21 protein-coding genes and 1 riboswitch are annotated in these 22,508 nt (G+C 65.6%); of the genes, 6 read left to right on the top strand and 15 right to left on the bottom strand.

The annotated features are described in order from the left end of the window. Positions 1-63 precede the first annotated feature (63 nt). Positions 64-612 (top strand): 2OG-Fe(II) oxygenase, encoded by a 549-nt coding sequence (locus ACQY46_RS08575; RefSeq protein ID WP_428699828.1) that lies wholly within the window; start codon positions 64-66, stop codon positions 610-612. Between the two features lie 19 nt (positions 613-631). Here the strand turns inward: ACQY46_RS08575 and ACQY46_RS08570 are convergent, their stop codons facing one another. Then, the gene (locus tag ACQY46_RS08570) at positions 632-2,170 is read right to left on the bottom strand and encodes an AMP nucleosidase (RefSeq protein WP_428699827.1); all 1,539 of its coding nucleotides are present in this window, start codon (positions 2,168-2,170) and stop codon (positions 632-634) included. Between the two features lie 381 nt (positions 2,171-2,551). On the opposite strand from ACQY46_RS08570, the gene ACQY46_RS08565 reads away from it, so the two are divergent. Then, positions 2,552-3,712 carry a site-specific DNA-methyltransferase gene (locus ACQY46_RS08565; protein WP_428699826.1) on the top strand — a complete coding sequence of 387 codons (1,161 nt, stop codon included), beginning with the start codon at positions 2,552-2,554 and terminating at the stop codon, positions 3,710-3,712. A gap of 104 nt (positions 3,713-3,816) precedes the next feature. Here ACQY46_RS08565 and ACQY46_RS08560 read toward each other — a convergent pair whose 3' ends face one another. From ACQY46_RS08560 to ACQY46_RS08515, 10 genes are all read right to left on the bottom strand, one after another. Continuing rightward, the gene (locus ACQY46_RS08560; RefSeq protein WP_428699825.1) at positions 3,817-4,401 is read right to left on the bottom strand and encodes a hemerythrin domain-containing protein; all 585 of its coding nucleotides are present in this window, start codon (positions 4,399-4,401) and stop codon (positions 3,817-3,819) included. Then, on the bottom strand, positions 4,398-5,108 hold the full coding sequence (locus ACQY46_RS08555) for a cysteine hydrolase family protein (protein ID WP_428699824.1): 711 nt from the start codon (positions 5,106-5,108) through the stop codon (positions 4,398-4,400). Before ACQY46_RS08555 ends, ACQY46_RS08560 begins: the two co-directional genes overlap by 4 nt. 22 nt (positions 5,109-5,130) lie before the next feature. Further along, the gene (locus ACQY46_RS08550; RefSeq protein ID WP_428699823.1) at positions 5,131-5,601 is read right to left on the bottom strand and encodes a MarR family winged helix-turn-helix transcriptional regulator; all 471 of its coding nucleotides are present in this window, start codon (positions 5,599-5,601) and stop codon (positions 5,131-5,133) included. 249 nt (positions 5,602-5,850) lie between these two features. Next, positions 5,851-7,443, bottom strand: a complete 1,593-nt coding sequence (gene gcvPB, locus ACQY46_RS08545) for an aminomethyl-transferring glycine dehydrogenase subunit GcvPB (protein WP_428699822.1) — start codon at positions 7,441-7,443, stop codon at positions 5,851-5,853. A gap of 319 nt (positions 7,444-7,762) precedes the next feature. Next, positions 7,763-9,109, bottom strand: coding sequence for an aminomethyl-transferring glycine dehydrogenase subunit GcvPA (gene gcvPA, locus ACQY46_RS08540; RefSeq protein ID WP_428699821.1), 1,347 nt, complete (start codon positions 9,107-9,109; stop codon positions 7,763-7,765). 1 nt (position 9,110) lies between these two features. After that, complete coding sequence (locus ACQY46_RS08535; RefSeq protein WP_428699820.1) at positions 9,111-9,473, bottom strand: hypothetical protein; 363 nt, start codon at positions 9,471-9,473, stop codon at positions 9,111-9,113. Continuing rightward, positions 9,470-9,973 carry an OsmC family protein gene (locus ACQY46_RS08530; protein WP_428699819.1) on the bottom strand — a complete coding sequence of 168 codons (504 nt, stop codon included), beginning with the start codon at positions 9,971-9,973 and terminating at the stop codon, positions 9,470-9,472. Before ACQY46_RS08530 ends, ACQY46_RS08535 begins: the two co-directional genes overlap by 4 nt. Positions 9,974-9,978: 5 nt before the next feature. Continuing rightward, positions 9,979-10,350, bottom strand: coding sequence for a glycine cleavage system protein GcvH (gcvH, locus tag ACQY46_RS08525; RefSeq protein WP_428699818.1), 372 nt, complete (start codon positions 10,348-10,350; stop codon positions 9,979-9,981). 72 nt (positions 10,351-10,422) lie between these two features. Next, positions 10,423-11,565 (bottom strand): glycine cleavage system aminomethyltransferase GcvT, encoded by a 1,143-nt coding sequence (gene gcvT / locus ACQY46_RS08520; protein WP_428699817.1) that lies wholly within the window; start codon positions 11,563-11,565, stop codon positions 10,423-10,425. Between the two features lie 194 nt (positions 11,566-11,759). After that, a riboswitch (glycine riboswitch) is annotated at positions 11,760-11,852 on the bottom strand. Between the two features lie 125 nt (positions 11,853-11,977). Further along, positions 11,978-12,586 carry a hypothetical protein gene (locus tag ACQY46_RS08515; protein ID WP_428699816.1) on the bottom strand — a complete coding sequence of 203 codons (609 nt, stop codon included), beginning with the start codon at positions 12,584-12,586 and terminating at the stop codon, positions 11,978-11,980. Between the two features lie 307 nt (positions 12,587-12,893). Between ACQY46_RS08515 and ispH the strand changes: the two genes are divergently transcribed. From ispH to rnhA, 4 genes are read left to right on the top strand one after another with little or no spacing between them, the layout of a single operon-like run. Beyond that, positions 12,894-13,853 carry a 4-hydroxy-3-methylbut-2-enyl diphosphate reductase gene (ispH, locus tag ACQY46_RS08510; protein WP_428700444.1) on the top strand — a complete coding sequence of 320 codons (960 nt, stop codon included), beginning with the start codon at positions 12,894-12,896 and terminating at the stop codon, positions 13,851-13,853. Positions 13,854-13,874: 21 nt separating this feature from the next. Continuing rightward, positions 13,875-14,507, top strand: coding sequence for a LysE family translocator (locus ACQY46_RS08505; RefSeq protein ID WP_428699815.1), 633 nt, complete (start codon positions 13,875-13,877; stop codon positions 14,505-14,507). A 52-nt stretch (positions 14,508-14,559) separates the two neighbouring features. Further along, entirely contained in the window at positions 14,560-15,525 is a 966-nt protein-coding gene (thrB, locus tag ACQY46_RS08500; protein ID WP_428699814.1) for a homoserine kinase, read from the top strand. Next, positions 15,522-15,977 (top strand): ribonuclease HI, encoded by a 456-nt coding sequence (gene rnhA, locus ACQY46_RS08495; RefSeq protein ID WP_428699813.1) that lies wholly within the window; start codon positions 15,522-15,524, stop codon positions 15,975-15,977. Before thrB ends, rnhA begins: the two co-directional genes overlap by 4 nt. A gap of 181 nt (positions 15,978-16,158) precedes the next feature. On the opposite strand, the gene ACQY46_RS08490 is transcribed toward rnhA, so the two are convergent. From ACQY46_RS08490 to thrC, 4 genes are read right to left on the bottom strand one after another with little or no spacing between them, the layout of a single operon-like run. Further along, positions 16,159-19,086 (bottom strand): EAL domain-containing protein, encoded by a 2,928-nt coding sequence (locus tag ACQY46_RS08490; RefSeq protein ID WP_428699812.1) that lies wholly within the window; start codon positions 19,084-19,086, stop codon positions 16,159-16,161. A 10-nt stretch (positions 19,087-19,096) separates the two neighbouring features. Further along, the gene (locus ACQY46_RS08485) at positions 19,097-19,783 is read right to left on the bottom strand and encodes a GNAT family N-acetyltransferase (RefSeq protein ID WP_428699811.1); all 687 of its coding nucleotides are present in this window, start codon (positions 19,781-19,783) and stop codon (positions 19,097-19,099) included. An 18-nt stretch (positions 19,784-19,801) separates the two neighbouring features. Then, the gene (locus ACQY46_RS08480) at positions 19,802-21,097 is read right to left on the bottom strand and encodes a M16 family metallopeptidase (protein ID WP_428699810.1); all 1,296 of its coding nucleotides are present in this window, start codon (positions 21,095-21,097) and stop codon (positions 19,802-19,804) included. Then, entirely contained in the window at positions 21,097-22,506 is a 1,410-nt protein-coding gene (gene thrC / locus ACQY46_RS08475) for a threonine synthase (protein WP_428699809.1), read from the bottom strand. Before thrC ends, ACQY46_RS08480 begins: the two co-directional genes overlap by 1 nt. Between the last annotated feature and the right edge of the window lie 2 nt (positions 22,507-22,508).

Here is a 22,508-nt window from a genome sequence, read left to right as displayed (position 1 = left end):
CGCGCGCCCCCGGGTCGCAAGATTTCAAAGGCATGCCCTCAAGCCGTTGCGGAGACTTCGGCCATGTTCACGCATTCCGTTTCTGCCCTTTTCTCGACCCGCGAGGCGGCGGAGATCATTCGTCTCGCCGAGGATGCACACTCAACAGCCGGCGGGCTTGTCGGCGGGCTGCATCACCACAACATCCGCCGCGCCGAAATATCCTGGCTCGACGATACGGGAACCGCCGCCTGGGTGATGGAGCGCGTCGTCACGGCGGTGGCAAAGGCCAATCGCGAGCATTTCGACTTCGCCATCACCGACTTCAGCGAAAGGCTGCAGGTCGCCTCCTATGACGAGAGCATCGCCGGCCACTATGACTGGCATTCCGACATCGGCGACGGCCCGATCGCGCAAAGGCGCAAGCTGACCATCGTCGCGCAGTTGAGCGATGCGGGTGACTATGCCGGGGGCGAGTTGCAGATCAACCTGGGCGGTGCGGTGCAGACGGCAGAGCGCGGCACGGGCGATGCCACGCTGTTCGCCTCCTTCATGCTGCACCGGGTCGCGCCGGTCACGCATGGACGGCGCCATTCCCTGACCTGCTGGTGCCACGGCCCGGCCTTCCGCTGAAGCCGACGACCGACGATGCCTACTGGAACGCGGTCTCGGCGAAGGAGCGAAGCTTGCGCGAATGGAGCCTCTCGCGCGGCATCGCCCGCAGCTTCTCCATGCTGAGAATGCCGATCTTCAGGTGCTGGGAGACCTGGCGTTTATAGAAATCCGTCGCCATGCCGGGCAGCTTCAGCTCGCCATGCAGCGGCTTGTCGGAAACGCAAAGCAGGGTTCCGTAAGGCACGCGGAACCGGAACCCGTTGGCGGCAATGGTCGCCGATTCCATGTCGAGCGCGATTGCCCGCGACTGCGAGAAGCGCTGCACCGGTTCGCGGTGGTCGCGCAGTTCCCAGTTGCGGTTGTCGATGGAGGCAACGGTGCCGGTGCGCATCACCCGTTTCAGCTCGTAGCCGGCATAGCCGGTCACTTCCTCCACCGCCTTTTCCAGCGCCACCTGGACCTCGGCGAGCGGCGGGATCGGCACCCAGGCGGGAAGGTCCGCGTCGAGCACGTGGTCCTCGCGCACATAGCCGTGGGCAAGCACGTAGTCGCCAAGCTTCTGGCTGTTGCGAAGGCCGGCGCAGTGCCCCAGCATCAGCCAGGCATGCGGGCGAAGCACCGCCACATGATCGGTGATTGTCTTGGCGTTGGAGGGACCCACGCCAATGTTGATCATGGTGATCCCCGACTGGCCCGCGCGGGCGAGATGGTAGGCCGGCATCTGCGGAAGGCGCATCAAGCGGTCGCCATCGGCAGGTTCCAGCTCTCCCGCCCGCGTCACCACATTGCCCGGCTCGACGAAATGGGTATAGCCGCTCTGCGGGTCGGCGAGCAGTTCCTTCGCCAGACGGCAGAACTCGTCCATGTAGAACTGATAGTTGGTCAGGATCACGTAGTTCTGGAAATGCTCGGCCGCCGTCGCGGTGTAGTGCTGCAGGCGGTGCAGCGAATAGTCGACGCGCGGCGCGGTGAACGGCGCCAGCGGCCGCGGCTGTCCCGGTGCCGCCTCGAACGTGCCGTTGACGATGGCATCGTCGAGAACCGAAAGATCCGGCAGATCGAAGACGTCGGCGAGCGGCCGCTGCAGCACCTCGGCCGCGCCCTCCACATGCGTCCCGTCATAGAAGGCGAAATGCAGCGGGATCGGCCGGTCGCTCGTGCCGATCTCGACCGGCACGTCGTGATTGCGGATGAGCAGCTCGATCTGTTCCTTCAGATATTCCGTGAACAGATCGGGCCGGGTCACGGACGTCGAATGAACGCCCGGCCCCGAGACGAAGCCATAGGCGAGCCGGCTGTCGACGCGTGAATGGGTTGCGGTGACGATGCGGATCTCAGGATAGCAGGCGCGCACCCGCCCCTCCGGTATGTCCCCGGCAAGGAAGGCCTGGAACGCGTCACGCAGAAAAGCTGCGTTGTCCTCGAATATCTCCTGAAGGCGGGCAACGGCGGCTTTGGCGTCGGTAAAGGGCTCGAACGGCGCCCGGGGCGGTTGGTGCAACACCCCTTCGGCCCCTGTTGCCTCCGGTCCCGTGCCTTCCGGTCCCGTGCCGGTCTGAGCGGATTCGATACCCATTCAATTGCCTTTCTTTTCTCGTTCTTGTTCTGGCGTCCCAGTATGAAATTTTTTTCATCTCCCGAAAAGTTCTTTCATTCCGCCCTTCGTCGATCCATCACCATGCCCGGAAATTAACACTCTCCAGTGACGAAAAATGGCATTTTGCAAGGCGCAGCCCGCGTGCCCAGGAATTCGGCAACTCCGTCAGGCCGTTAGGCAAAATCTGCCGGCAAGCCTCCTGGGAGCTCCTGTTAACGAAGCGAAGCAGGCAGCGAATGCCGTTCTGAAATGGTAAACATAGTATTGATTCAAATAAGCTTTTTTGTTTGGGCCCTTAACCGCTGATTTACCAAGCCCGGTAACCATGATGCTCGTAATTGCGTGAGGTTCTGCGTCGCAATGAGTGTACAGCGTATCGGGGTGCCCGCCGTGGCACCCCACCCTTCCCGAGCCCTTCCTGCCACGCCCGGCGCCGCGCCGAGCGCCGCCTGGCTTGACACCATCCTCAAGGGGGATTGTGTCGCTGCGCTGGAGAGGTTGCCCAAGGACTCCGTGGACCTCGTGTTCGCGGATCCACCGTACAATCTCCAGCTTGGCGGCGACCTGCACCGGCCAGACCAGTCGAAGGTGGATGCCTGCGACGACCACTGGGACCAGTTCGCCAGCTTCGAGGCCTATGACGCCTTCACCCGCGCCTGGCTGATGGCGGTGCGACGGGTGCTGAAGCCGAATGGCGGGTTGTGGGTGATCGGCTCCTACCACAACATCTTCCGCGTCGGCAGCATTCTCCAGGATCTCGGATTCTGGATCCTGAATGACGTCGTCTGGCTGAAGTCCAACCCGATGCCGAACTTCCGTGGCAAGCGCTTCACCAACGCGCATGAAACGATGATCTGGGCCTCACCGTCGAAGGATGCGAAATACACCTTCAACTACGAGGCACTGAAGACCTTCAACGACGATCTCCAGATGCGCTCCGACTGGCACCTGCCGATCTGCACCGGCGCCGAGCGGCTGAAGAATGACGAGGGACAGAAGGTCCATCCGACACAGAAGCCGGAAAGCCTGCTCTACCGGGTGCTTCTCGCCTCGTCCAATCCGGGCGACGTGGTCCTGGACCCCTTCTTCGGCACCGGCACCACGGGCGCCGTCGCCAAGCGCCTTGGCCGCCATTTCGTCGGCGTCGAACGCGAGCAGGACTATATCGATGCCGCACGCGCGCGCATCGATGCGGTGGTCCCGACGAACGAGGCGGCCCTTGGCGTCAGCCAGAGCAAGCGCTCGGCGCCGCGTGTGCCCTTCGGCAACCTGCTGGAGGCAGGCCTGCTCGATCCCGGCGCGCGGCTCACCTGCCCCAAGGGCCGGCATGTGGCCACGGTCCGGGCCGACGGGTCGCTTGCCTGCGGCCCGCATAACGGTTCCATTCACAAGGTCGGCGCCCTGGTCCAGGGGCTCGAGGCCTGCAACGGCTGGACGTTCTGGCATGTCGAGGCGAACGGAAACCGGCGGCCGATCGACACGCTGCGAGACACCTTCCGCAAGGCCCAGGCCGCGGCCTGAGCCGTTCAACGACTTTCCAGAGCGCTTCCCCGCGCGAAATTGCCGCCCCCGTCCGGACAGACCGGCCGGGGGCGGTTTCGTTTCTGCCGCTGTGCGAGAACCGGTCAGCCGACCCCGAGTTCCGTTTCGCCCCGCTCCAGAACGAGCGGCACGATCAGGTCCTCCTCATCCTCCAGATGGCGCATGAGGCCGGAAATCAACCGGTCGCTGTCCGCGGCGTAACGATCCGCGGCCCGGCGAATGCGGTCCCGGTCGCCGTCGCCAAGCAGGCCAAGCAACTCGTTGGCCCGGGTGACAACCGTCCCGATACGTTGGTGGATCAGTTCGTGGTCGCCTTCCAGGATCTCGAAACCGCGCACGAGCCGCGTTTCCGCCGCCATGAAGACCGGGAAATAGTGGTGATCCTCGATCATGTGATGGTGATGCAACTCGCCCAGGAAATGCTGCAGGCGCGGCGCCAGGAAGCCGCCGAAGCGCTCCGCCGCGATCTCGCCCTCGCGGAAGCTCCCGAGCGCCTGCGAGAGCGTTTCGCCGAGCGTTCGAAACCCGTCGTGGCGCGACAGCCAGAACTGCATCAGGCCGCCAAGGTTGTCGTGGGTTTCCCAGGTACCGCGGGGATGCTGCTCAAGGAGGAAACGCAATTCGCCAGGCAGGCCGGCACGGCTGTCGAGATCGGCACTGTCCGTCATCGGTATCCGCTGCTTTCAAGGGACATGTCCCGCCCAAGATGGGGCGTCCCGTGTTCCAGGCAAGGCGCAAACCGCACTTCGCGCGCGGCAAGCGCCGCCTTCTCGCGCAGCCAGCGTCGAGGGTCCGCGGTCAGCGAGCCGGCCTCGTCGATCTCGACAGCATAGCCGCGATTGCGCGCTCCATGAGCGGTCCGGGCAACACAATGGGCAAGGTCGAGCCCGGCAAGGCGGAGCCGGCCGACGCCCGCCTCGTCCAGAAACCGCTCCAGCTCCCGGTTCGAAAAGCCGTCGCCGACATGCTTGACGAAGACGGGAAAGCCGTCAGCGTCGATATCCCTGTCGAGACGCCCGCCCGGCCGTCCCGGATTGCCGGCCCCGCCGAGCAGAAGGCTTGCGACCAGTTGCACGGCGCGCCCCTCATGCTCCTGGCGGATGAAGGCGACCGGCTCGCCCGCGTTTCTCGCCTGCGCCACACGTTCGTTGATGCGGGCGATCGCGTGATCCCGCGCACCCGGATCATAGGCGTTCGCGCCTTGCGACCTCGTGAAATCCTCCTGCATGTCGATGACGAGAAGCGCGCCTTTCGCGGCATCGCCTGCAATCGGCTCCCCTAGTGTCGGACGGGCGATGCGCCGCGCGGTCGCAACGAAATAGAGGGCCAGGGCGGCGAGAACCGCGGCAACAGAGCCCAGGATGATGAGCCACATGGAGGATCTCCTTGCGAGGGTGTCAGGCAAGCGGGCGGGGATGGTCCGGATCGTCCTCGAATGGCGAGAAATGCTCCAGACAGGCCGCGAGCACGGCACGCGCGGCCTCTACCTCCGACGACGACAGGCGCGCGGCGAGGCCGGCAATGGCCGCGTCCTCGCGTTTGCGAATACCCGCGAACAGGCCACGCCCCTCCTCCGTCGCCGCGATGAGATACGACCGTCGGTGCGCGGGGTTCGCCCTTCGCTCGACAAGGTCGGCGACACGAAGGCCGTCGACCCATTTCTGGATGTTCTGACGCGGCAGGAAGAGCGCACGGCCGATTGCCGGAACGCTCAGCGGCCCGCTTTCCACCAGAAGCGCCAGCACCGCGCGCTCCCCAACCCCGATACCTGTGCCGTCCAGATGATCGCCAACCGAGCGGACCACCCGCCGGTGCAGCGGCCGCACCTGCTGCAGGAGGTCGTACAGAGCCTGAATGTTGTCGGCCATCGCGCTCTCTATTAACATGCAATGTGTCATAATGACATATCATATGTCTTTTTACGCGCAAGCCCGGAATCGAAAACGCCCGGCGCGATGGCCGGGCGAGGGGATGACAAAGCCTCCAGGAACCGTCATCCCGGGCAAGGCGTCAGCCGCGACCCGGGATGACGCAGGGTGGGCATTCGTCCTTTGTCGGCAATCTGCGCCCGGCACGGGGCCGGGCGCCCGCATTCTTCAGCCTTGCGGATCAGTCGGCTACTCGGCCGCCTGCGGCTGCACGTCCCGCGCCGCCGGACGCTCCCACTTGAGCACCGGGTTGCGCGCCGCGCGGGTCTCGTCGAGGCGACCGCGCGGGGCATGGAACGGCGCCCCCTTGAAGCGGTCCGTCTCGCCCTTCTGTGCGCTCATGACGAGATCGCGCATGGTGGCGATGAACAGGTCCAGCGAGGAGCGGCTTTCCGATTCCGTCGGCTCGATCAGCATCGCGCCATGGACGACCAGCGGGAAATACATGGTCATCGGGTGGTAGCCCTCGTCGATCATCGCCTTGGCGAAATCGAGCGTGGTGACGCCGGTATCCTTGAGGAAGCTGTCGTCGAACAGCACCTCGTGCATGCACCAGCGCTGGCCGAACGGCAGGCTCATCAGGTCCTGCAACCCGACACGCACATAGTTGGCGTTGAGCACCGCGTCTTCCGAGGCCTGTTTCAACCCGTCGGCGCCATGGCTCTTCATGTAGGCGAGCGCGCGCACATACATGCCCATCTGGCCGTGGAAGGCGGTCATGCGGCCGAAGGGCGTCTCGCCGTCCTTCAGTTCGCTCTCGCTCTCCACCCAGGTGACGCCGTCGCCTTCCTTGCGCAGGAACGGCAGCGGCGCGAAGGGCGCCAGCCGCTCGGAGAGCACCACCGGCCCGGCACCCGGACCGCCGCCGCCATGCGGCGTCGAGAAGGTCTTGTGCAGGTTGATATGCATGGCGTCGACGCCGAGATCGCCCGGGCGGGCCTTGCCGACGATGGCGTTGAAGTTCGCCCCGTCGCAGTAGAAATAGCCGTCCGCGGCGTGGATCGCCTCGGCAATCGCGATGATGTCGCGCTCGAACAACCCGCAGGTGTTGGGGTTGGTCAGCATGATGCCGGCGATGTCGCCTTCATGCTCGGCGATCCGCGCCTTCACGGCTGCCGTATCGACCGTGCCGTCCTCGCGCGCCTCGATGGAGACCACCTTGTAGCCGAGCAGTGCCGCCGTTGCCGGATTGGTGCCATGGGCGGATTCCGGCACCAGCACGATCTTCGGATCGCGGCCGGCTGCCGTATGCGCCGCCTTGATCGCCATCATCCCGCACAGTTCGCCATGGGCGCCGGCCTTGGGGCTCATGGCAACCGCCGACATGCCGGTCATGGTGACCAGCCAATGGGCAAGTTCGGCGATCAGCTCGACCGCGCCCGGCACGGTGGAGAGCGGCTGCATCGGGTGGATGTCGCCGAAGCCCGGCAACCGCGCCATCTTCTCGTTGAGGCGCGGATTGTGCTTCATCGTGCAGGAGCCGAGCGGATAGAGGCCGGCATCGATGGCGTAGTTCTTCGAGGACAGGCGCACATAATGGCGCATCGCCTCCGGCTCGGTCAGTGCCGGAAGGTCCGGTACCGCCTTGCGGGCAAGCGCGCCGAGCGCCGGCGCAAAATCCTCCGGCTCGTCGAGATCGACGCCGCAGACATCCATGCGGCCGGTCTCGAACAGCAACGGCTCTTCCATCGCCAGCGCCTTGTTGCCGGTGAAGGTCGGATGCTCGCTGGTGATTGCCATATCAGAGGGAGCGGACGGACGGCCCTGGTTGTTCATGCTCATGCCGCAGCTCCCTTGTCTGTGTAATATGCTATAGCGACGCATCGATAGAGTTCAACGAAAGCCGCAGATATCTCCGCGAGAGACGAATTCCTCACGCTGTCAAAATTAATCCCTCCCCTAACATCATTTCTCTTATATTTATTTATCAAACTCACATAATAATCATACGCGTCCAAACATGAATCTGGAAAATCATTTCTAACAAGAACCAATATCTCCCTATATGCATGCGCTATATTACTTTTCGCAGGCACATCAAAGGACAGCATTGTATCTAGCGCTTCGTTCATTTTCTCGAAGCAGGAGTGCCATCGAGTATTCATGCCAGCACCTCCTTCAGCGCCGCGACGAAGGCCGCGCGGTCCTCGTCGGAATTGACCTCGCTCGCGGCAACGAGGAGCAGGTTTTCCAGATCGCCCTTGCCCGGCTCAAGGCGCGACACGGGCACGCCGCCGAGAACGCCCTTGTCCGCCAGTGCCTCGACAACGCCGTCGGCCGCTCCCGGCAGCTTCACGGTGAACTCGTTGAAGAACGTGTCGTTGACCACCGAGACGCCCGGCACGGTCTCGAGCATCGCCTTCAGCTTCACCGCGTTGGCGTGGTTGATGCGGGCGAGCTTCGCCAGGCCATTGCCGCCCAGAAGCGTCATGTGGATGGTGAAGGCGAGGCAGCAAAGCCCTGAATTGGTGCAGATGTTGGAGGTCGCCTTGTCGCGGCGGATGTGCTGCTCGCGGGTCGACAGCGTCAGCACGAAACCGCGCTTGCCGTTGGAATCGACCGTCTCGCCGCACAGCCGGCCCGGCATCTGGCGGATGAACTTCTGCTTGGTGGCGAAAAGACCGACGTAAGGCCCGCCGAAATTGAGGCCGTTGCCGATCGACTGGCCCTCGCCGACGACGATGTCGGCGCCTTGCGCGCCCGGCGATTCGACCAGGCCGAGCGACACCACCTCGGTGAAGACGGCAATGAGCAGCGCCCCGTGGGCATGGGCCTTTTCGGCGATCGGCCTGAGATCGATCAGGTGCCCGTAGACCGACGGCGACTGGACGACGACGCAGGAGGTCTCGTCGTCGATGGCGGCGAGAATGTCCTCGGTGCCGGCCGGATCGGCGCCGAGCGCCTCGACCCGGTCGCCCGCCATGGAGCTCAGCCCCTCGACAACCTGCCGGTAGTGGGGATGCAGCCCGCCGGAGAGCACCGCCTTGTTGCGGCGCGTCACCCGGTGCGCCATCAGCACCGCCTCGGCGGTGCCAGTGGAGCCGTCATACATGGAGGCGTTGGCGACCTCCATGCCGGTCAGCGCGGCGACCTGGGTCTGGAACTCGAAGAGGTACTGCAGCGTGCCCTGCGTCACCTCGGGCTGGTAGGGCGTGTAGGAGGTGAGAAACTCGGAGCGCTGGATCAGGTGGTCGACGCTGGCCGGCACATGGTGCTTGTGGGCGCCGGCGCCGACGAAGAAGGGCACCGAGGAGGCGGCAACGTTCTTCGCCGCCATGCGGCTCATGTCGCGCTCAACGGCAAACTCGCCCTGGCGGCGCGGCAGGTCGAGCAGCCCGTCGATGCGGGCGGATTTCGGGACGTCGACGAAGATCTCGTCGATGTCGGAGATCCCGACCCGCGCCAGCATGTCGGCGCGGTCGGCATCGGAGAGCGGCAGATAGCGCATTTCAGGTCCTCTTGAGATCGTCTCTCATTTCTTGAATCAGCTTCCGCATTACCTCAGGGCGATCTTCATGGGGCACGCCAGAAACAGGGTTTGTTTCCAAATATCTGGACAGTAGCGCCCTCACATTTTCAGACCCAAACAGGTTACATCTACTGATCCAATTTCCTGACATTATTGAATTCTTTGAAGATGGATCTATTTCAGATTCTGCAATGGAACTCAGAAATCCGAGATAGGCTTCCTTCTTCTCGTTGTAGTCTCTTTCCCGAGCATATTTCTTGCTCTGCAGCCAATGCTGCACGAACGATTGGAAGATCGCCCCTAAACCGAACGCCCCGATGGAGGCTCCCAACAGTTCAATCATGAGCTTCTATCGCCACTGTTGTCGGCAAGCGTGGCGGGGGAGGCCTCGACCACGATCTCGCTTTTCACGGAATTGGCGATGAAGCAGGCCTCGTGGGCCTGATGATGCAGGGCATCGAGCCGTCCGGCATCCGGGAGGGTGTTGCCGGCGAGCACGACCTGCGGGCGCAGCGTAACGCGGGTCACGGCCATCTTGCCGGGGGCGACCCGCTCCATGACGCCTTCGGCCCGGTCGCGATAGCTGTCCACGACAAGGCCGTCGCGGCGGGCAAGGTCGAGGAACCACAGCATGTGGCAGGAGGAGATGGCGGCGACGAAGGCCTCTTCCGGGTCGACCGCCGCCTCGACGGAATGCGGCAGGGGCACGACACTCGGCGAGGCCGAGGCCGGCACGGTGACGCCTCCGTCAAAGGACCAGTCATGGCCGCGGCTGTAGGCATTGGCGGCGAAATCGCCGTCACATCGCCAGATCACGTCGGCCCGGTAGAGGTGCTTCGCCATGGCGCTCAGAGCCCTTCGACATGAGCCTTGTAGGCGGCTTCGTCCATCAGGCCTTCGAGCTGCCCGGCGTCAGAAAGCCGGATCCGGACGAACCAGGCCGACCCTTCCGGGTCCTCGTTGACCTTGCCCGGTGCGTCGGCCAGCGCGTCATTGGCCTCGACGATCTCGCCGTCGAGCGGCGCATAGACCTCGGATGCGGCCTTGACGCTCTCCACGACAGCCGCCTCGTCGCCCTTCGACACCTTGCGGCCGACCTCGGGCAGTTCGACGAAAACGACATCGCCGAGCTGCTCCTGGGCATAGGTGGTGATGCCGACGGTGGCGATATCGCCGTCGACGGTGATCCACTCGTGATCTTCGGTGTAACGGGTGCTCATGTCTTTCTGGTCCTCCGGAAGGGCCGTTATTGTGGCCGGTTCAGGTCAATGCAAAGTGGTGGATGCCGGCGCTCAGGCGGCCGGCTTGCGGTAATAGCGCTGCTGGACGAAGGGCATGGCGGCCACCTCGGCGTCGAGTTCGCGGCCGCGCACGACAAGCTTCACCGGCGTGCCGACGGCCGCATGGGCGGCATCGACATAGCCCATGGCAATCGGAGCACCGAGCGTCGGTGCAAAGCCGCCGGAGGTCAGCACGCCGATCACCGGGCCGTCGGACGAGCGGATTTCCGCCCCCTCGCGCGCCGGGGCACGCCCGGCAAGCGTCAGGCCGACGCGCATGCGCCTTGCGCCCTTGTCGAGTTCCGAAAGAATGCGCGCCGCGCCGGGAAAATCGCCTGCTTCCTTGCGCCGCTTCTGCAGCACGAAGGTGATGCCGCCCTCGACCGGCGAAGTCGTCTCGTCGAGGTCGTGGCCGTAAAGGCAAAGCCCGGCCTCGAGGCGAAGCGAATCGCGGGCGCCCAGACCGACCGGGCCGACGCGCTCGTCGGCAAGCAGCGCCCGGGCGAGCGGCTCGGCCGCACCGGCGGGTACCGAAATCTCGTAGCCGTCCTCGCCCGTATAGCCGGAGCGCGAGACATGCACCGCGATGCCGTCGAACTCCATCTCGGCCGCGCCCATGAAGGCAAGGTCGGCGGCGGCCGGCGCGTGCGAGGCCATCACCTCGGCGGCCATCGGTCCCTGCAGCGCCACCAGCGCGCGGTCCCCGATCGGCTCGAGACGGACATTCGCCGGCAGGCCGGCGGCGATCGTGGCGTAGTCGACATCCTTGCGCGAGGCGTTGACGACCAGATAGAGGCGGCCGTCGTTTTCCGCACCCAGCGGGCGGGTCACCATCAGGTCGTCGACAATGCCGCCATCGGCATTGAGCAGCACCGTGTAGCGCTGGCGGCCGGGCTTCAGGCCCGCCACATCGGAGGGAACCATCGTCTCCAGCGCCCGTGCCGTCGTCTCGTGGTCCGGTCCGACGAGAAAGGCCTGGCCCATGTGCGAGACATCGAACAGGCCCGCCTTCTCGCGGGTCTGGGTGTGCTCCGCGATGATGCCGGCGGGAAACTGCACCGGCATCTCGTAGCCGGCGAACGGCACGAGGCGGGCGCCCAGTTCGCGGTGCAGGTCTGTCAGCGGTGTCGAGAGAAGCGTGTCGGCATCGGCCATTGCGGTCGTCCTGGCTCTAGAGGGTCTGGTGACGCGAACACGTTTCGTATCCACGCACCCCCTCTGTCCTGACGACCTGAGAGATTTCCCGCCCGGCGCGCGGCCCGTGGCCGGCGCCCCCAGTAGAAAGGCGGTTACTCCTTCGGTGAGGACGCACGCATCTTGCGATGCGTCATCCTGCTTTCCAGAGCGTTGCTCGACCTGCGGTCCTTTTGCCTGAGAGTTTCCGGGGCGGTTGCTCCTTCGGCGCCGACGCCCGTGGCATCGACCTCTCCCGCAGTTCGTCTGGACGGGGCGGGAACGACAATCCGTCAGTCCAGCCCCGTCGGTGGCGCACAACGTCTACGCCACCAAAAATCCTAACCTCGCGTCGCATTGTCGACAGCCCGTGCCGGACTGTCAACACACCTCCCTATTGCCGCCGTTTCGCGTTCTCGTCCAGCGCAATCTGAACCTTGATGGAAGGACCCTGGGGAACAACGAAGTTTTCCTCCACGAGAGCCCATTGTTCGGCGGGCGCTCCGGCGCCGAGCGTGACGGGCACGGTGAGGACGCGCGTCTCGGGCTTGGCCCTGGCGTTGTCCTCGTCGAGATTGCGGTAGGTCACACGGATCGGCAGGAAGATCTCGCCCCCCTGGAAGGCGGGCCCCGGCGTCACGCGCCCGGACACGCCGAGCGTCATCTTCACCTCTGCGCCCTCGCGCCGGCAACGGCGAGCCCACTTCTCCAGGCTCGCCTGATAGAGAAGCGCGCGCGGATCGTCATCCTTGCCGCGCTGGTAATGCATGACGAAATAGCGGCCGGCCTCGACCTCGAGCGGCGGACAGGGAACGTCCTTGGCGAAGATCGACGGATTGATGTCATCGACAACGGACTTGTCCGCCATATTGCCGGAAATCACCGTCTTGGCGATGCCGTTGCCGACATCCGAAACGTCGCCGCCGCCGCAGCCTGCAAGGGCCAGTCCGAGCGCCAGGGTGGCGACCTTGCCGGAGAGACGGATCCATTCGGCCTGCTGCATGCCAGTCTTTCCCAGTTCTGATTGTCTCGATGCGCATATCCAGCGCCCGTCTATATCAGGGCCATCGCAGCTTGGCGAGACAAAGGCCGGAAAGCGGAAAGCGGCACCCGCGCGGAGGTTCCCCTGCTCCTCCCCGCGCCCCTTGACACACCCTGCCCCCGTACCTCTATTGCCGGTAAGGGGCACGATACGCTGGCCGGCCATCATTTGCCGGCGCGATACGGACAAGCAAGGAGGCCCGGGCTTGGCTTCGACATCCCAGGCGAACACCAGATCCCAGACGAATACCGGCGAGACGACGCACACGCTGCCGCCGCTCACCGTGATGCTGTGCGCGCCGCGCGGCTTCTGCGCCGGCGTCGACCGGGCCGTGCAGATCGTCGAGCTTTCGCTCGAGCGCTTCGGCGCACCGGTCTATGTGCGGCACGAGATCGTCCACAACAAGTTCGTGGTGGAAAGCCTGAAGGCCAAGGGCGCCATCTTCGTCGAGGAGCTGGACGAGATCCCCGGCGATCATGTCGACCGGCCGGTCGTCTTTTCCGCCCATGGCGTACCGAAATCCGTGCCGGCGGACGCGCAGGCACGCAACATGTTCTATCTCGACGCCACCTGCCCGCTGGTCTCCAAGGTCCACAAGGAAGCGGAGATCCATCACCGGCGCGACAGGGAGATCGTCCTGATCGGTCATGCCGGCCACCCGGAAGTGATCGGCACGATGGGGCAACTGCCGGAGGGGTCGGTCCAGCTGGTGGAGACCGTGGAGGATGCGCGCCGCTTTCAGCCGGCCGGCAACCGCGCGCTTGCCTGGATCACCCAGACGACGCTGTCCGTCGACGACACGGCCGAGATCGTCGCCGTGCTGACGCAGCGCTTCCCCGACATCGTGGCGCCGCACAAGGACGATATCTGCTACGCCACCACCAACCGCCAGGAAGCGGTCAAGGCGGTGGCGCCGCAGGTCGACGCGCTGATCGTCGTGGGGGCACCCAACTCGTCCAACTCGCAGCGCCTGCGCGAAGTGGCGGAGCGCGCCGGCTGCCCCAGGGCGGTTCTCGTCCAGCGGGCGACGGACATCCCCTGGACGGAGCTGGGCCCGCTTGAGCGCCTCGGCATCACCGCCGGCGCCTCGGCACCGGAAGTGCTCGTCGAGGAAATCATCGAGGCCTTCGCCACGCGCTATGACGTCACCGTCGAAAGCGTCCGTACGGCCGAGGAAACCATCTCCTTCAACCTGCCGCGTGCGCTGCGCGAGGCTGCGGCCGAGTAGGCCGGCGGAAAGGATCGCACGATGGAATGGCTGGGCGTTCTGGGCGCGGTGTTCGCGATCTTCATTCCCGCGCTGATCTTGCCGGGCCCCGATTTCATCGCCGTGGTGCGCTCGTCCATGGCCCATGGCACGCGGCACGGATTGCTGACCACGCTCGGAGTTTCGGCAGGTCTGGGATTTTATGCGAGCCTGTCGCTGCTCGGGCTTTCCGCGATCCTCATCGAATACCAGTGGCTGGCCTTCGCCCTGCGCGTTCTCGGCGGCCTCTATCTCGCCTATCTCGGGGTCCGTCTCCTGTTCACCCGGCCGGCGCCCATCGAGATCGGCACGGCGGACGGCGCACAGGGCAAGACACCTCTCCTCTTCGGGTTTCTCGTGACGCTGACCAATCCCAAGGCCATCGTGCTGTTCACCAGCGTTTTCGCGACATCCGTCACCGGCGACATGCCCAACTGGGTAATGGGTGCGATGGTCGCGCTTGTGGTGCTATCGGCAGGCACCTGGTACACGCTCGTCAGCCTGTTCATGTCTTCGGCGCCCGTCATCCGCCGCTTTTCCCGTGCCAGGCACTGGATAGAGCGGGCCGCGGGCGTCTGCTTCATCGGCATCGGCGGCCGCATTCTCGCCGACAGCCGCACGCCTCTCGCCCCCTGAGGTCCCTCCCCGCCCCGGGACAGTTCGACGTTTCAAGGACACTGACGCAGACATGGCCGTTTACACCGATGTATCCGACGAGGATCTCGCGGAGTTTGTCGCCGGATACGACATAGGCGGCGTTCTCGCGCTGAAGGGCATCGCCGAAGGCGTCGAGAACTCCAACTACCTGCTGCACACCCAGTCGGGCTACTACATCCTGACGCTCTACGAGAAACGGGTGGAACGCGGCGACCTGCCGTTCTTCCTCGAGCTGATGCGTCACCTTGCAGCGCGGGGCATCTCCTGCCCGCAGCCGGTCGAGGACCGCTCCGGCTCCATGCTGGGCGAACTCGCCGGCCGGCCGGCCGCGATCATCTCGTTCCTGGACGGCATGTGGGTGCGCCGGCCCAAGCGCGAGCACTGCACCGCCCTGGGCGAGGCGCTCGCCCGCTTTCACCTGGCCGGCGCCGATTTCCCGATGACGCGGCCGAACACGCTCTCGGTCGAGAACTGGCGGCCGCTGCTCGAGGGCTCTCTCGACCAGGCCGACACGATCGTCGAGGGGCTGGGAGCGGAGCTGTCCGCCGAGCTCGACCATCTGGAAAGCCGCTGGCCGGAGGGCCTGCCCTCCGGCGTCATCCATGCCGATTTGTTTCCCGACAACGTGTTCTTCCTTGGCGAGGACCTGTCGGGCCTGATCGACTTCTACTTCGCCTGCAACGATGCCTTCGCCTATGACGTGGCGATCTGCCTCAACGCCTGGTGTTTCGAGCCGGATCTTTCCTTCAACGTCACCAAGGCCCGGGCGCTGCTCAACGGTTACCGCTCCGTGCGCGGGTTCACCGACGAGGAGTTCGCCTCGCTGCCGCTGCTGGCGCGCGGCGCGGCGCTGCGCTTCCTGCTGACCCGGCTGCATGACTGGCTGCGCGTGCCGGAAGGCGCGCTGGTGACGCCGAAGGATCCGCGCGAATACCTTAGAAAGCTGCGGTTCCACCAGGGCGTGGCAACGGCTTCCGACTACGGGCTTGTCTCGTGACGGCAGAGAAGTCCCAGCGCGTTTCCATCCATACCGACGGTGCCTGCTCGGGCAATCCCGGCCCTGGCGGCTGGGGCGCGCTGCTGCGCTTCGGCGCAAACGAGCGGGAGCTTTGCGGCGGTGCGGCGGACACCACCAACAACCGGATGGAGCTGACCGCCGCGATCGAGGCCCTGAGCGCCTTGAAGCGACCCTGTATGGTCGACCTGCATACCGACAGCACCTATGTGCGCGACGGCATCACCAAGTGGCTCTACAACTGGAAGCGCAACGACTGGCGTACCGCCGACAAGAAGCCGGTGAAGAACGCCGACCTGTGGCAGGCGCTCGACACGGCGCGAAACCGGCACGAGGTTGTCTGGCACTGGGTCAAGGGCCATGCCGGCCATGACGACAACGAGCGCGCCGATGAACTGGCGCGCAAGGGCATGGCACCTTTCAAGAAGAAATAGGCCCGCCGGACGGCACCGGCGCTCGACGGACACATTGCCAGGTCCCGGGCCGGATCCCGGCCGGAAATTCGCTCCGGTGTGCCGGATGGTATTGTTTTCGAGAACCGGAGCGGAGCGTACATTCAGGTACGTGAGCACCGGAAGCGCAGAAAACGACGCCAAACGGCCGCCGGAGTAGAATTTACGACCGCAGGGCGTCCATTTCCGCCTGCAGAAGCCTCGTTGCCTGGACCGCTTCCATCGGCTGGCCAAAGAGGAAGCCCTGCGCGTATTCGCAGCCGAGCTGGTGCAGTTCGAGCGAATCGGACTCCGTCTCCGCCCCTTCCGCCACCACCTGCATGCCCAGGTCATGCCCCAGCGCGACGATGGAGCGCAGGATAACGGGCCGCGCGCTGCGCCCGTTCGAGCGCACGAAGGACTGGTCGACCTTGATCGTGTCGAAGCGGAAGCGCTGCAGGTAGCTGAGGCTCGAATAGCCGGTGCCGAAATCGTCCAGCGACAGGCCCGCGCCAAGCGCCCTCAGCCGCTCCAGCATCCGGGCGGAATATTCCGGGTTGGCCATGACGACCGATTCCGTCAGCTCCAGCTTCAGCGTGCCCGGGGCCAGCGACGAGCGCGACAGCACCGACTTGACGTCGTTGATCAGGTCGTGGCGCAGCAGCTGCAGGGACGAGATGTTGACACTGGCGAAGAGCGGCACCGGCAGACGGAACGACTGCTGCCACTCCGACAGCTGCCGCGCGCCGCGGTCGAGCACGAACAGGCCGAGCTCGTTGATCAGGCCGGACTGCTCGGCCACGGGAATGAATTCCACCGGCGAAATCGCGCCCCGGCGCGGATGGTTCCATCGGGCCAGCACCTCGAAACCGGCGATGGACCGATCCGCCAGCCGCACGATCGGCTGGTAATAGACCGTGATGCCGTCGCTCTTCAGCGCCTTGCGCAGGTCCGCTTCCAGCTCGATGCGGTTGACCCCGCTGGTCTGCAGGGTCGGACGGAAGACCTCGACCCGGTCGCCTCCCAGGCGCTTGGCGTGGTTCATGGCCATGTCGGCTTCGCGCAACAGGTCCGCCGCGCCGGTGCTGTCGGCCTCGTAGATGGCAATGCCGACGGAAGCAGTCAGGAAAACCTCGCGCTCGCCGAAGGTGATCGGCGAGCGTACCGCCCGGCGTACCGCATCGGCAAAGGCCGCGACGCGGTCCGCCGATTGTTCGGACAGGAGCAGGAGGCCGTAGGTGTCGCCGTTCAGCCGGGCCAGTGAATCCTGCGGCTTGAGCTGGCGCGACACGCGCCTGGCAATGGTCAGGAGAATGCTGTCGCCGGCGGACAGGCCGATGGAATCGTTGACCTGTTTGAACCTGTCGAGATCGATGATCAGCACCGACGGGCGGCCGAGCCCTTCAGCGCGCGCCCGGGCGATCGCCGCGTGCATGCGGTCCATGAACAATTCGCGGTTCGGCAGGCCGGTCAGGTTGTCATGCACCGCATCGTGCAACAGCCGTTCCTCGGTCACCTTCTGGTCGGTGATGTCGAGCAGCGTGCCGACGCAGCGGATCACCTCGCCGTCGGAGCCGACGATGGGCCGGGCGCGCAGGCGGAACCAGCGGAAATGGCCGTCGTCGGCGCGCAGGCGGAACGCCTGCGAGATACGGCCCCGGCGCTGGTCGATGACCGCGTCGAGCGTGCCGCGGAACGTGTCGCGGTCCTGCGGATGGAGGATGTCCAGCCAGTCGCGCGCGGGCCCCTCCAGCAGGCCCTGCTTGAGACCGAGAAGATCCTCCACCTCATTGCCGGTGGAGATCCGGTCGCGGTCGATGTCCCAGTCCCAGATGATGTCGCCGGAACCGGTGAGCGCGAGGGCGCGGCGCTCGACGTCGGAGATCAGTCCTTGCGCGATGGCGCCGCCGGCAAACGCGTGTTGCATCACCGTGAAGCCGATCAGCAGCACCACCAGGACCAGCCCGCCGGCAAGCGCCGGCTGGACGATGTCGTTGGCAAGCGAGCCCGTCACGGTCATGCCCGCGCCGATCAGCCAGGACAGCAGCAGCACCCAGGTCGGCACGAGCATGATCGCCCGGTCGTAGCCCTGCCAGGCGAGCGTCGCGATCACCGCGAAGCCGAGGACACCGATGATGCCGAGCGAGATCCGCGCGATGCCGGCGGCGACCGAGGGGTCCCAGACCGCGACCCCGAGCAGGCCGAGCACCAGGATCAGCGTCGCCAGGGCCAGGTGGCTGTAGCGGATATGCCAGCGGTTCAGGTTCAGGTAGGCGTAGAGAAAGATGATCAGGCTGGCCGCCAGCGCCACCTCGGCACAGGCCCTGTAGAGCTGCTCCTCGCCCGGCGTGATCTGCAGAACCTTGTTCCAGAAACCGAAATCGATGGTCAGATAGGCCAGAACCGACCATGCCAGCACGGCGGTCGCGGGGAACATGATCGTTCCCTTGACCACGAAGAGGATGGTCAGGAACAGGGCCAGAAGGCCGGAAATGCCCAGGATGATGCCGCGGTAGAGCGTGTAGGCGTTGACCGTGTCCTTGTAGACGTCCGGCTCCCACAGCCGCAATTGCGGCAGGCCGGGCGTGCGCATCTCGACCACATAGGTGACGACTGCGCCGGGATCGAGCGTGATCAGGAAGACATCCGCCTCCTGGCTCGACTGGCGCTCCGGGGCGATGCCCTGGCTCGGCGTGATCGAGGCGATCCGCGAGGCGCCGAGATCCGGCCAGATCAGCTGCGATCCGACAAGCTGGAAAAAGGGCGCCACGATCAGGCGGTCGATCTGTTCGTCACCGGGATTGGACAGCGCGAAGACGGCCCAGCTCGTATTGGCATCGTCGCGCGAGTTCACCTCGATGCGCCGGACGATCCCGTCGGCGCCGGGCGCGGTCGAGACCTGCAGGCTCGGCCCCTCGAAGGGATAGAGGTCGACCGCGCCGGTCAGGTCCATGGCGTCGCTGCGCGCCGGCACCTCGACGGCCTCGATGGCGCCCGCCGGAGCGAGCGCGTATAGCCACGCCGTCAGCGCGAGCACTAGGATGTTGAGAAAACGCAACCGGTTTACCCGCTCAGATTCGGCTTTCACGAGGTGTCGGACACATATCGGCATCCGTCCCATCTCACAAGATTTCTTTCTCGTCGGCCAGCAAACCCGCCTGCACGTGCCAGACCGGAGATTGTCGGGGCTGAATATCGGCGACGATATCGCCTGTGGCCATGTCGCTTGAAAGCCTGGCGAAAAGAAGATGATCTTCCCACTTGCCGGCGATCCGCAGGTAGTGGCGGGCGTAGCCTTCGCGGGAGAAACCGGCTTTTTCAAGGAGACGCTGCGATGCGGCATTGTGAGGCAGGCACGCCGCCTCGACCCGGTGCAAGGCAAGTTCCCCGAAGGCGAAGGACAGCAGCACGCGCACCGCCTCGCTCATGTAACCCTTGCCGGCATGGGCGGCCCCCATCCAGTAGCCGAGCGAGCAGGCCTGTGCCACGCCGCGGCGGATATTGGACAGTGTCGCCCCGCCTACCAGCGCCCCGTCCTCCTCGCGAAACAGGAAAAACGGATAGGCTCGGCCGTCGCGGATCTCGCGGGCATAACGACGCAGGCGGCGGCGATAGGCCGGGCGGGTCAACTCGTCGTCGGCCCATTGCGGCTCCCAGGGCTGCAGGAAGGCGCGGCTTTCCTCGCGCAGCGCCGCCCAGTCGATAAAGTCATGCGGCTGCGGGGCCCGCAGGTGCACGGCGCTCGCCCCCTCGCCGCCGCGCAGGACCCTGGCCGTTTCCGTCGTGGCGAAAGCCCTGAGCAACGACATCGCCGCCTCCTTGCGAGATCAGGCGCCGACCGCGCGCGCCGGCCGGGTGCCGAGCCTGGCACCGACCGCATCCGCATCGAGGGCAAGCGGCAACTTGTCCCCCTTCGGACCCACGACCGAAAGCGTCGGCGCGCCGGCGAAGGTCTCGGCCGCCACCTTGCGCACCGTTGCAAGCGTCACAGCATCGACACGCGCCTGGATCTCCTCCGGCGAGAGCACCTCGCCGTGGATCATCAACTGACGGGCGATCTGGCCGGCGCGGGCCGCCGGGCTTTCCAGCGACATCATCAGGCCGGCGCGGATCTGGGCCTTGGCCCGGTCGATGTCGGACTGGGTGATCTCCTGCGCGGCCCGGCCGATCTCGTCGACCAGAACCGGAAACAGTTCGGCAATGTCCTCCTCGCCGGTCGCGGCGTGAATGCCGAACAGGCCGGTGTCCTGGAACGCCCAGTGGAATGCATAGATCGCGTAGCAAAGGCCGCGCCGCTCGCGGATTTCCTGGAAGAGCCGCGACGACATGCCCCCGCCCATCACCGAAGCCAGCACCTGGATCGAGTAGTAGTCCGGCGCACGATAGGGCTTGCCCTCGAAGCCTAGCACCAGCTGGACCTCCATCAGGTCGCGTTCGATCGCGGCACTGCCACCGACATAGCTGGACGGATGCGGGATCGCCGCCGATTTTCCCGACAGTCGGCCGAGATGATTTCGCGCCAGCTCGACGACGGCGTCATGGTCGACCGCACCGGCGGCCGAGAGCACCATGTTCTCGGCCCGGTAATGCTCGGCCAGATAGGCCCGCAGGTCGTCCGGGGTGAAGGACATCACCGTCTCGCGCGTTCCCAGGATCGGCCGCCCGATCGGCTGCCGCGGCCAGGCCGTTTCCTGGAACTGGTCGAAGACCTTGTCGTCCGGCGTGTCGTGGGCGGCGCCGATCTCCTGCAGGATGACGTGTTTCTCGCGCACCAGCTCGGCCGGGTCGAAGCTCGAGTTCTGCAGGATGTCGGCGATCAGCTCCACCGCCAGCGGCACATCCTCGGCAAGCACCCGGGCATAGTAGTTGGTGTGCTCGACGCTGGTCGAGGCGTTGAGCTCGCCGCCGACCGCCTCGATCTCCTCGGCGATCTGCTGGGCGCTGCGGGTCGCGGTGCCCTTGAACGCCATATGCTCGAGCAGATGACTGATGCCGTTCTGTTCCGGCGTCTCGGAACGCGAGCCGGCGCTGATCCACACGCCGAGCGCGGCGGTCCGCAGATGCGGCATGGTGTCCGTCACCACGGTCAGTCCGTTTTCAAGCCTCGTCACCCTTACCTGCATCAGGACACCTCCAGGCCAACGGCGCGCGCTTGACGCAGGACGTGGTCTTCAACGGACTGGCGGTCGCCGGCCACACGCTCGAAGCGTTCCGGCGCCGTCATCATGGATTGCAGTTCAGGCGGCAGAGCGGGGCGCACCCCGCAGGCAGCCTCGACCGCATCGGGAAACTTCGCCGGATGGGCGGTCGCCAGCACCACCATCGGGGTGCCGCTGTCCGCCTGCCGGGCCGCCACCTCGACGCCGATCGCGGTATGCGGATCGAGCAGGTAGCCGGTCTCGTCCAGCGTCCGGGCGATGGTGGCGGATGTCGCCGCCTCGTCGCAGCGGCCGGCATCGAAGCCGGCACGGATCGCATCGAGCGGACCGGCTGCAAGTTCGAAGCGGCCCGACTGGGCAAGCCGTGCCATCAGCGACCGGATTTCACCGGCATCGCGACCGTGGACCTCGAACAGGAGCCTCTCGAAATTCGAGGAGATCTGGATGTCCATCGAGGGCGAGATGGTGGGCACCACGCCGCGCGTCTCGTAAGCGCCGCTTTCCAGTGTCCGCGCGAGGATGTCGTTGGAATTGGTGGCGATCACCAGCCGCTCGATCGGCAGGCCCATGCGGGCCGCGACGAAGCCCGCGAAGATGTCGCCGAAATTGCCGGTCGGCACGGTGAAGGAGACCGGGCGATGCGGGGCGCCGAGCGCCGCGCCCGCGACGAAATAATAGACCACCTGGGCGACGATGCGGGCCCAGTTGATGGAGTTGACGCCGGCAAGCTGCACCCGGTCGCGGAAGGCCGCGTGGGTGAACATGCCCTTCACGATCGCCTGGCAGTCGTCGAAGGTGCCGGCAAGCGCCAGCGCATGGACGTTGGCCTCCACCGGAGTGGTCATCTGACGGCGCTGCACGTCGGACACACGCCCGTCGGGGAACAGGATGAAGACGTCGGTGCGCTCGCGGCCCCTGAACGCGTCGATCGCCGCGCCGCCCGTGTCGCCGGAAGTGGCGCCGACGATGGTCGCCCGCTGGCCGCGCTGTTCGAGCGCGTGGTCCATCAGCCGGCCGAGAAGCTGCATGGCGACGTCCTTGAAGGCAAGCGTCGGACCGTGGAACAGTTCCAGCACGAAACGGCCGGGCGCGATCTGGACAAGGGGAGTGACCGCCGGGTGGCGGAAGCCGGCATAGGCCTCGCCGATCATCCGCGACAGATCGTCGGCCGCGATGTCGTCGCCGACGAAAGGCGCGATCACGGCCTGTGCGACCTCGGCATAGGGCCGCCCGGCGAACCCCGCGATGGTCTCCGGCGAAAGCTGCGGCCAGGTCTGCGGGACATAGAGCCCGCCATCGGCGGCAAGGCCGGTCAGAAGCACGTCGGCAAAACCGAGGACCGGCGCCTCGCCCCTTGTACTCACATATTTCACGA

Origin of the sequence: Stappia sp. (genome assembly GCF_965276915.1) — a bacterium.
In the GTDB taxonomy this organism is placed as follows: Bacteria; Pseudomonadota; Alphaproteobacteria; order Rhizobiales; family Stappiaceae; genus Stappia.
The sequence above is the reverse complement of the archived record's forward strand: the minus strand, read 5'-3'. Positions and strand labels throughout refer to the sequence as shown.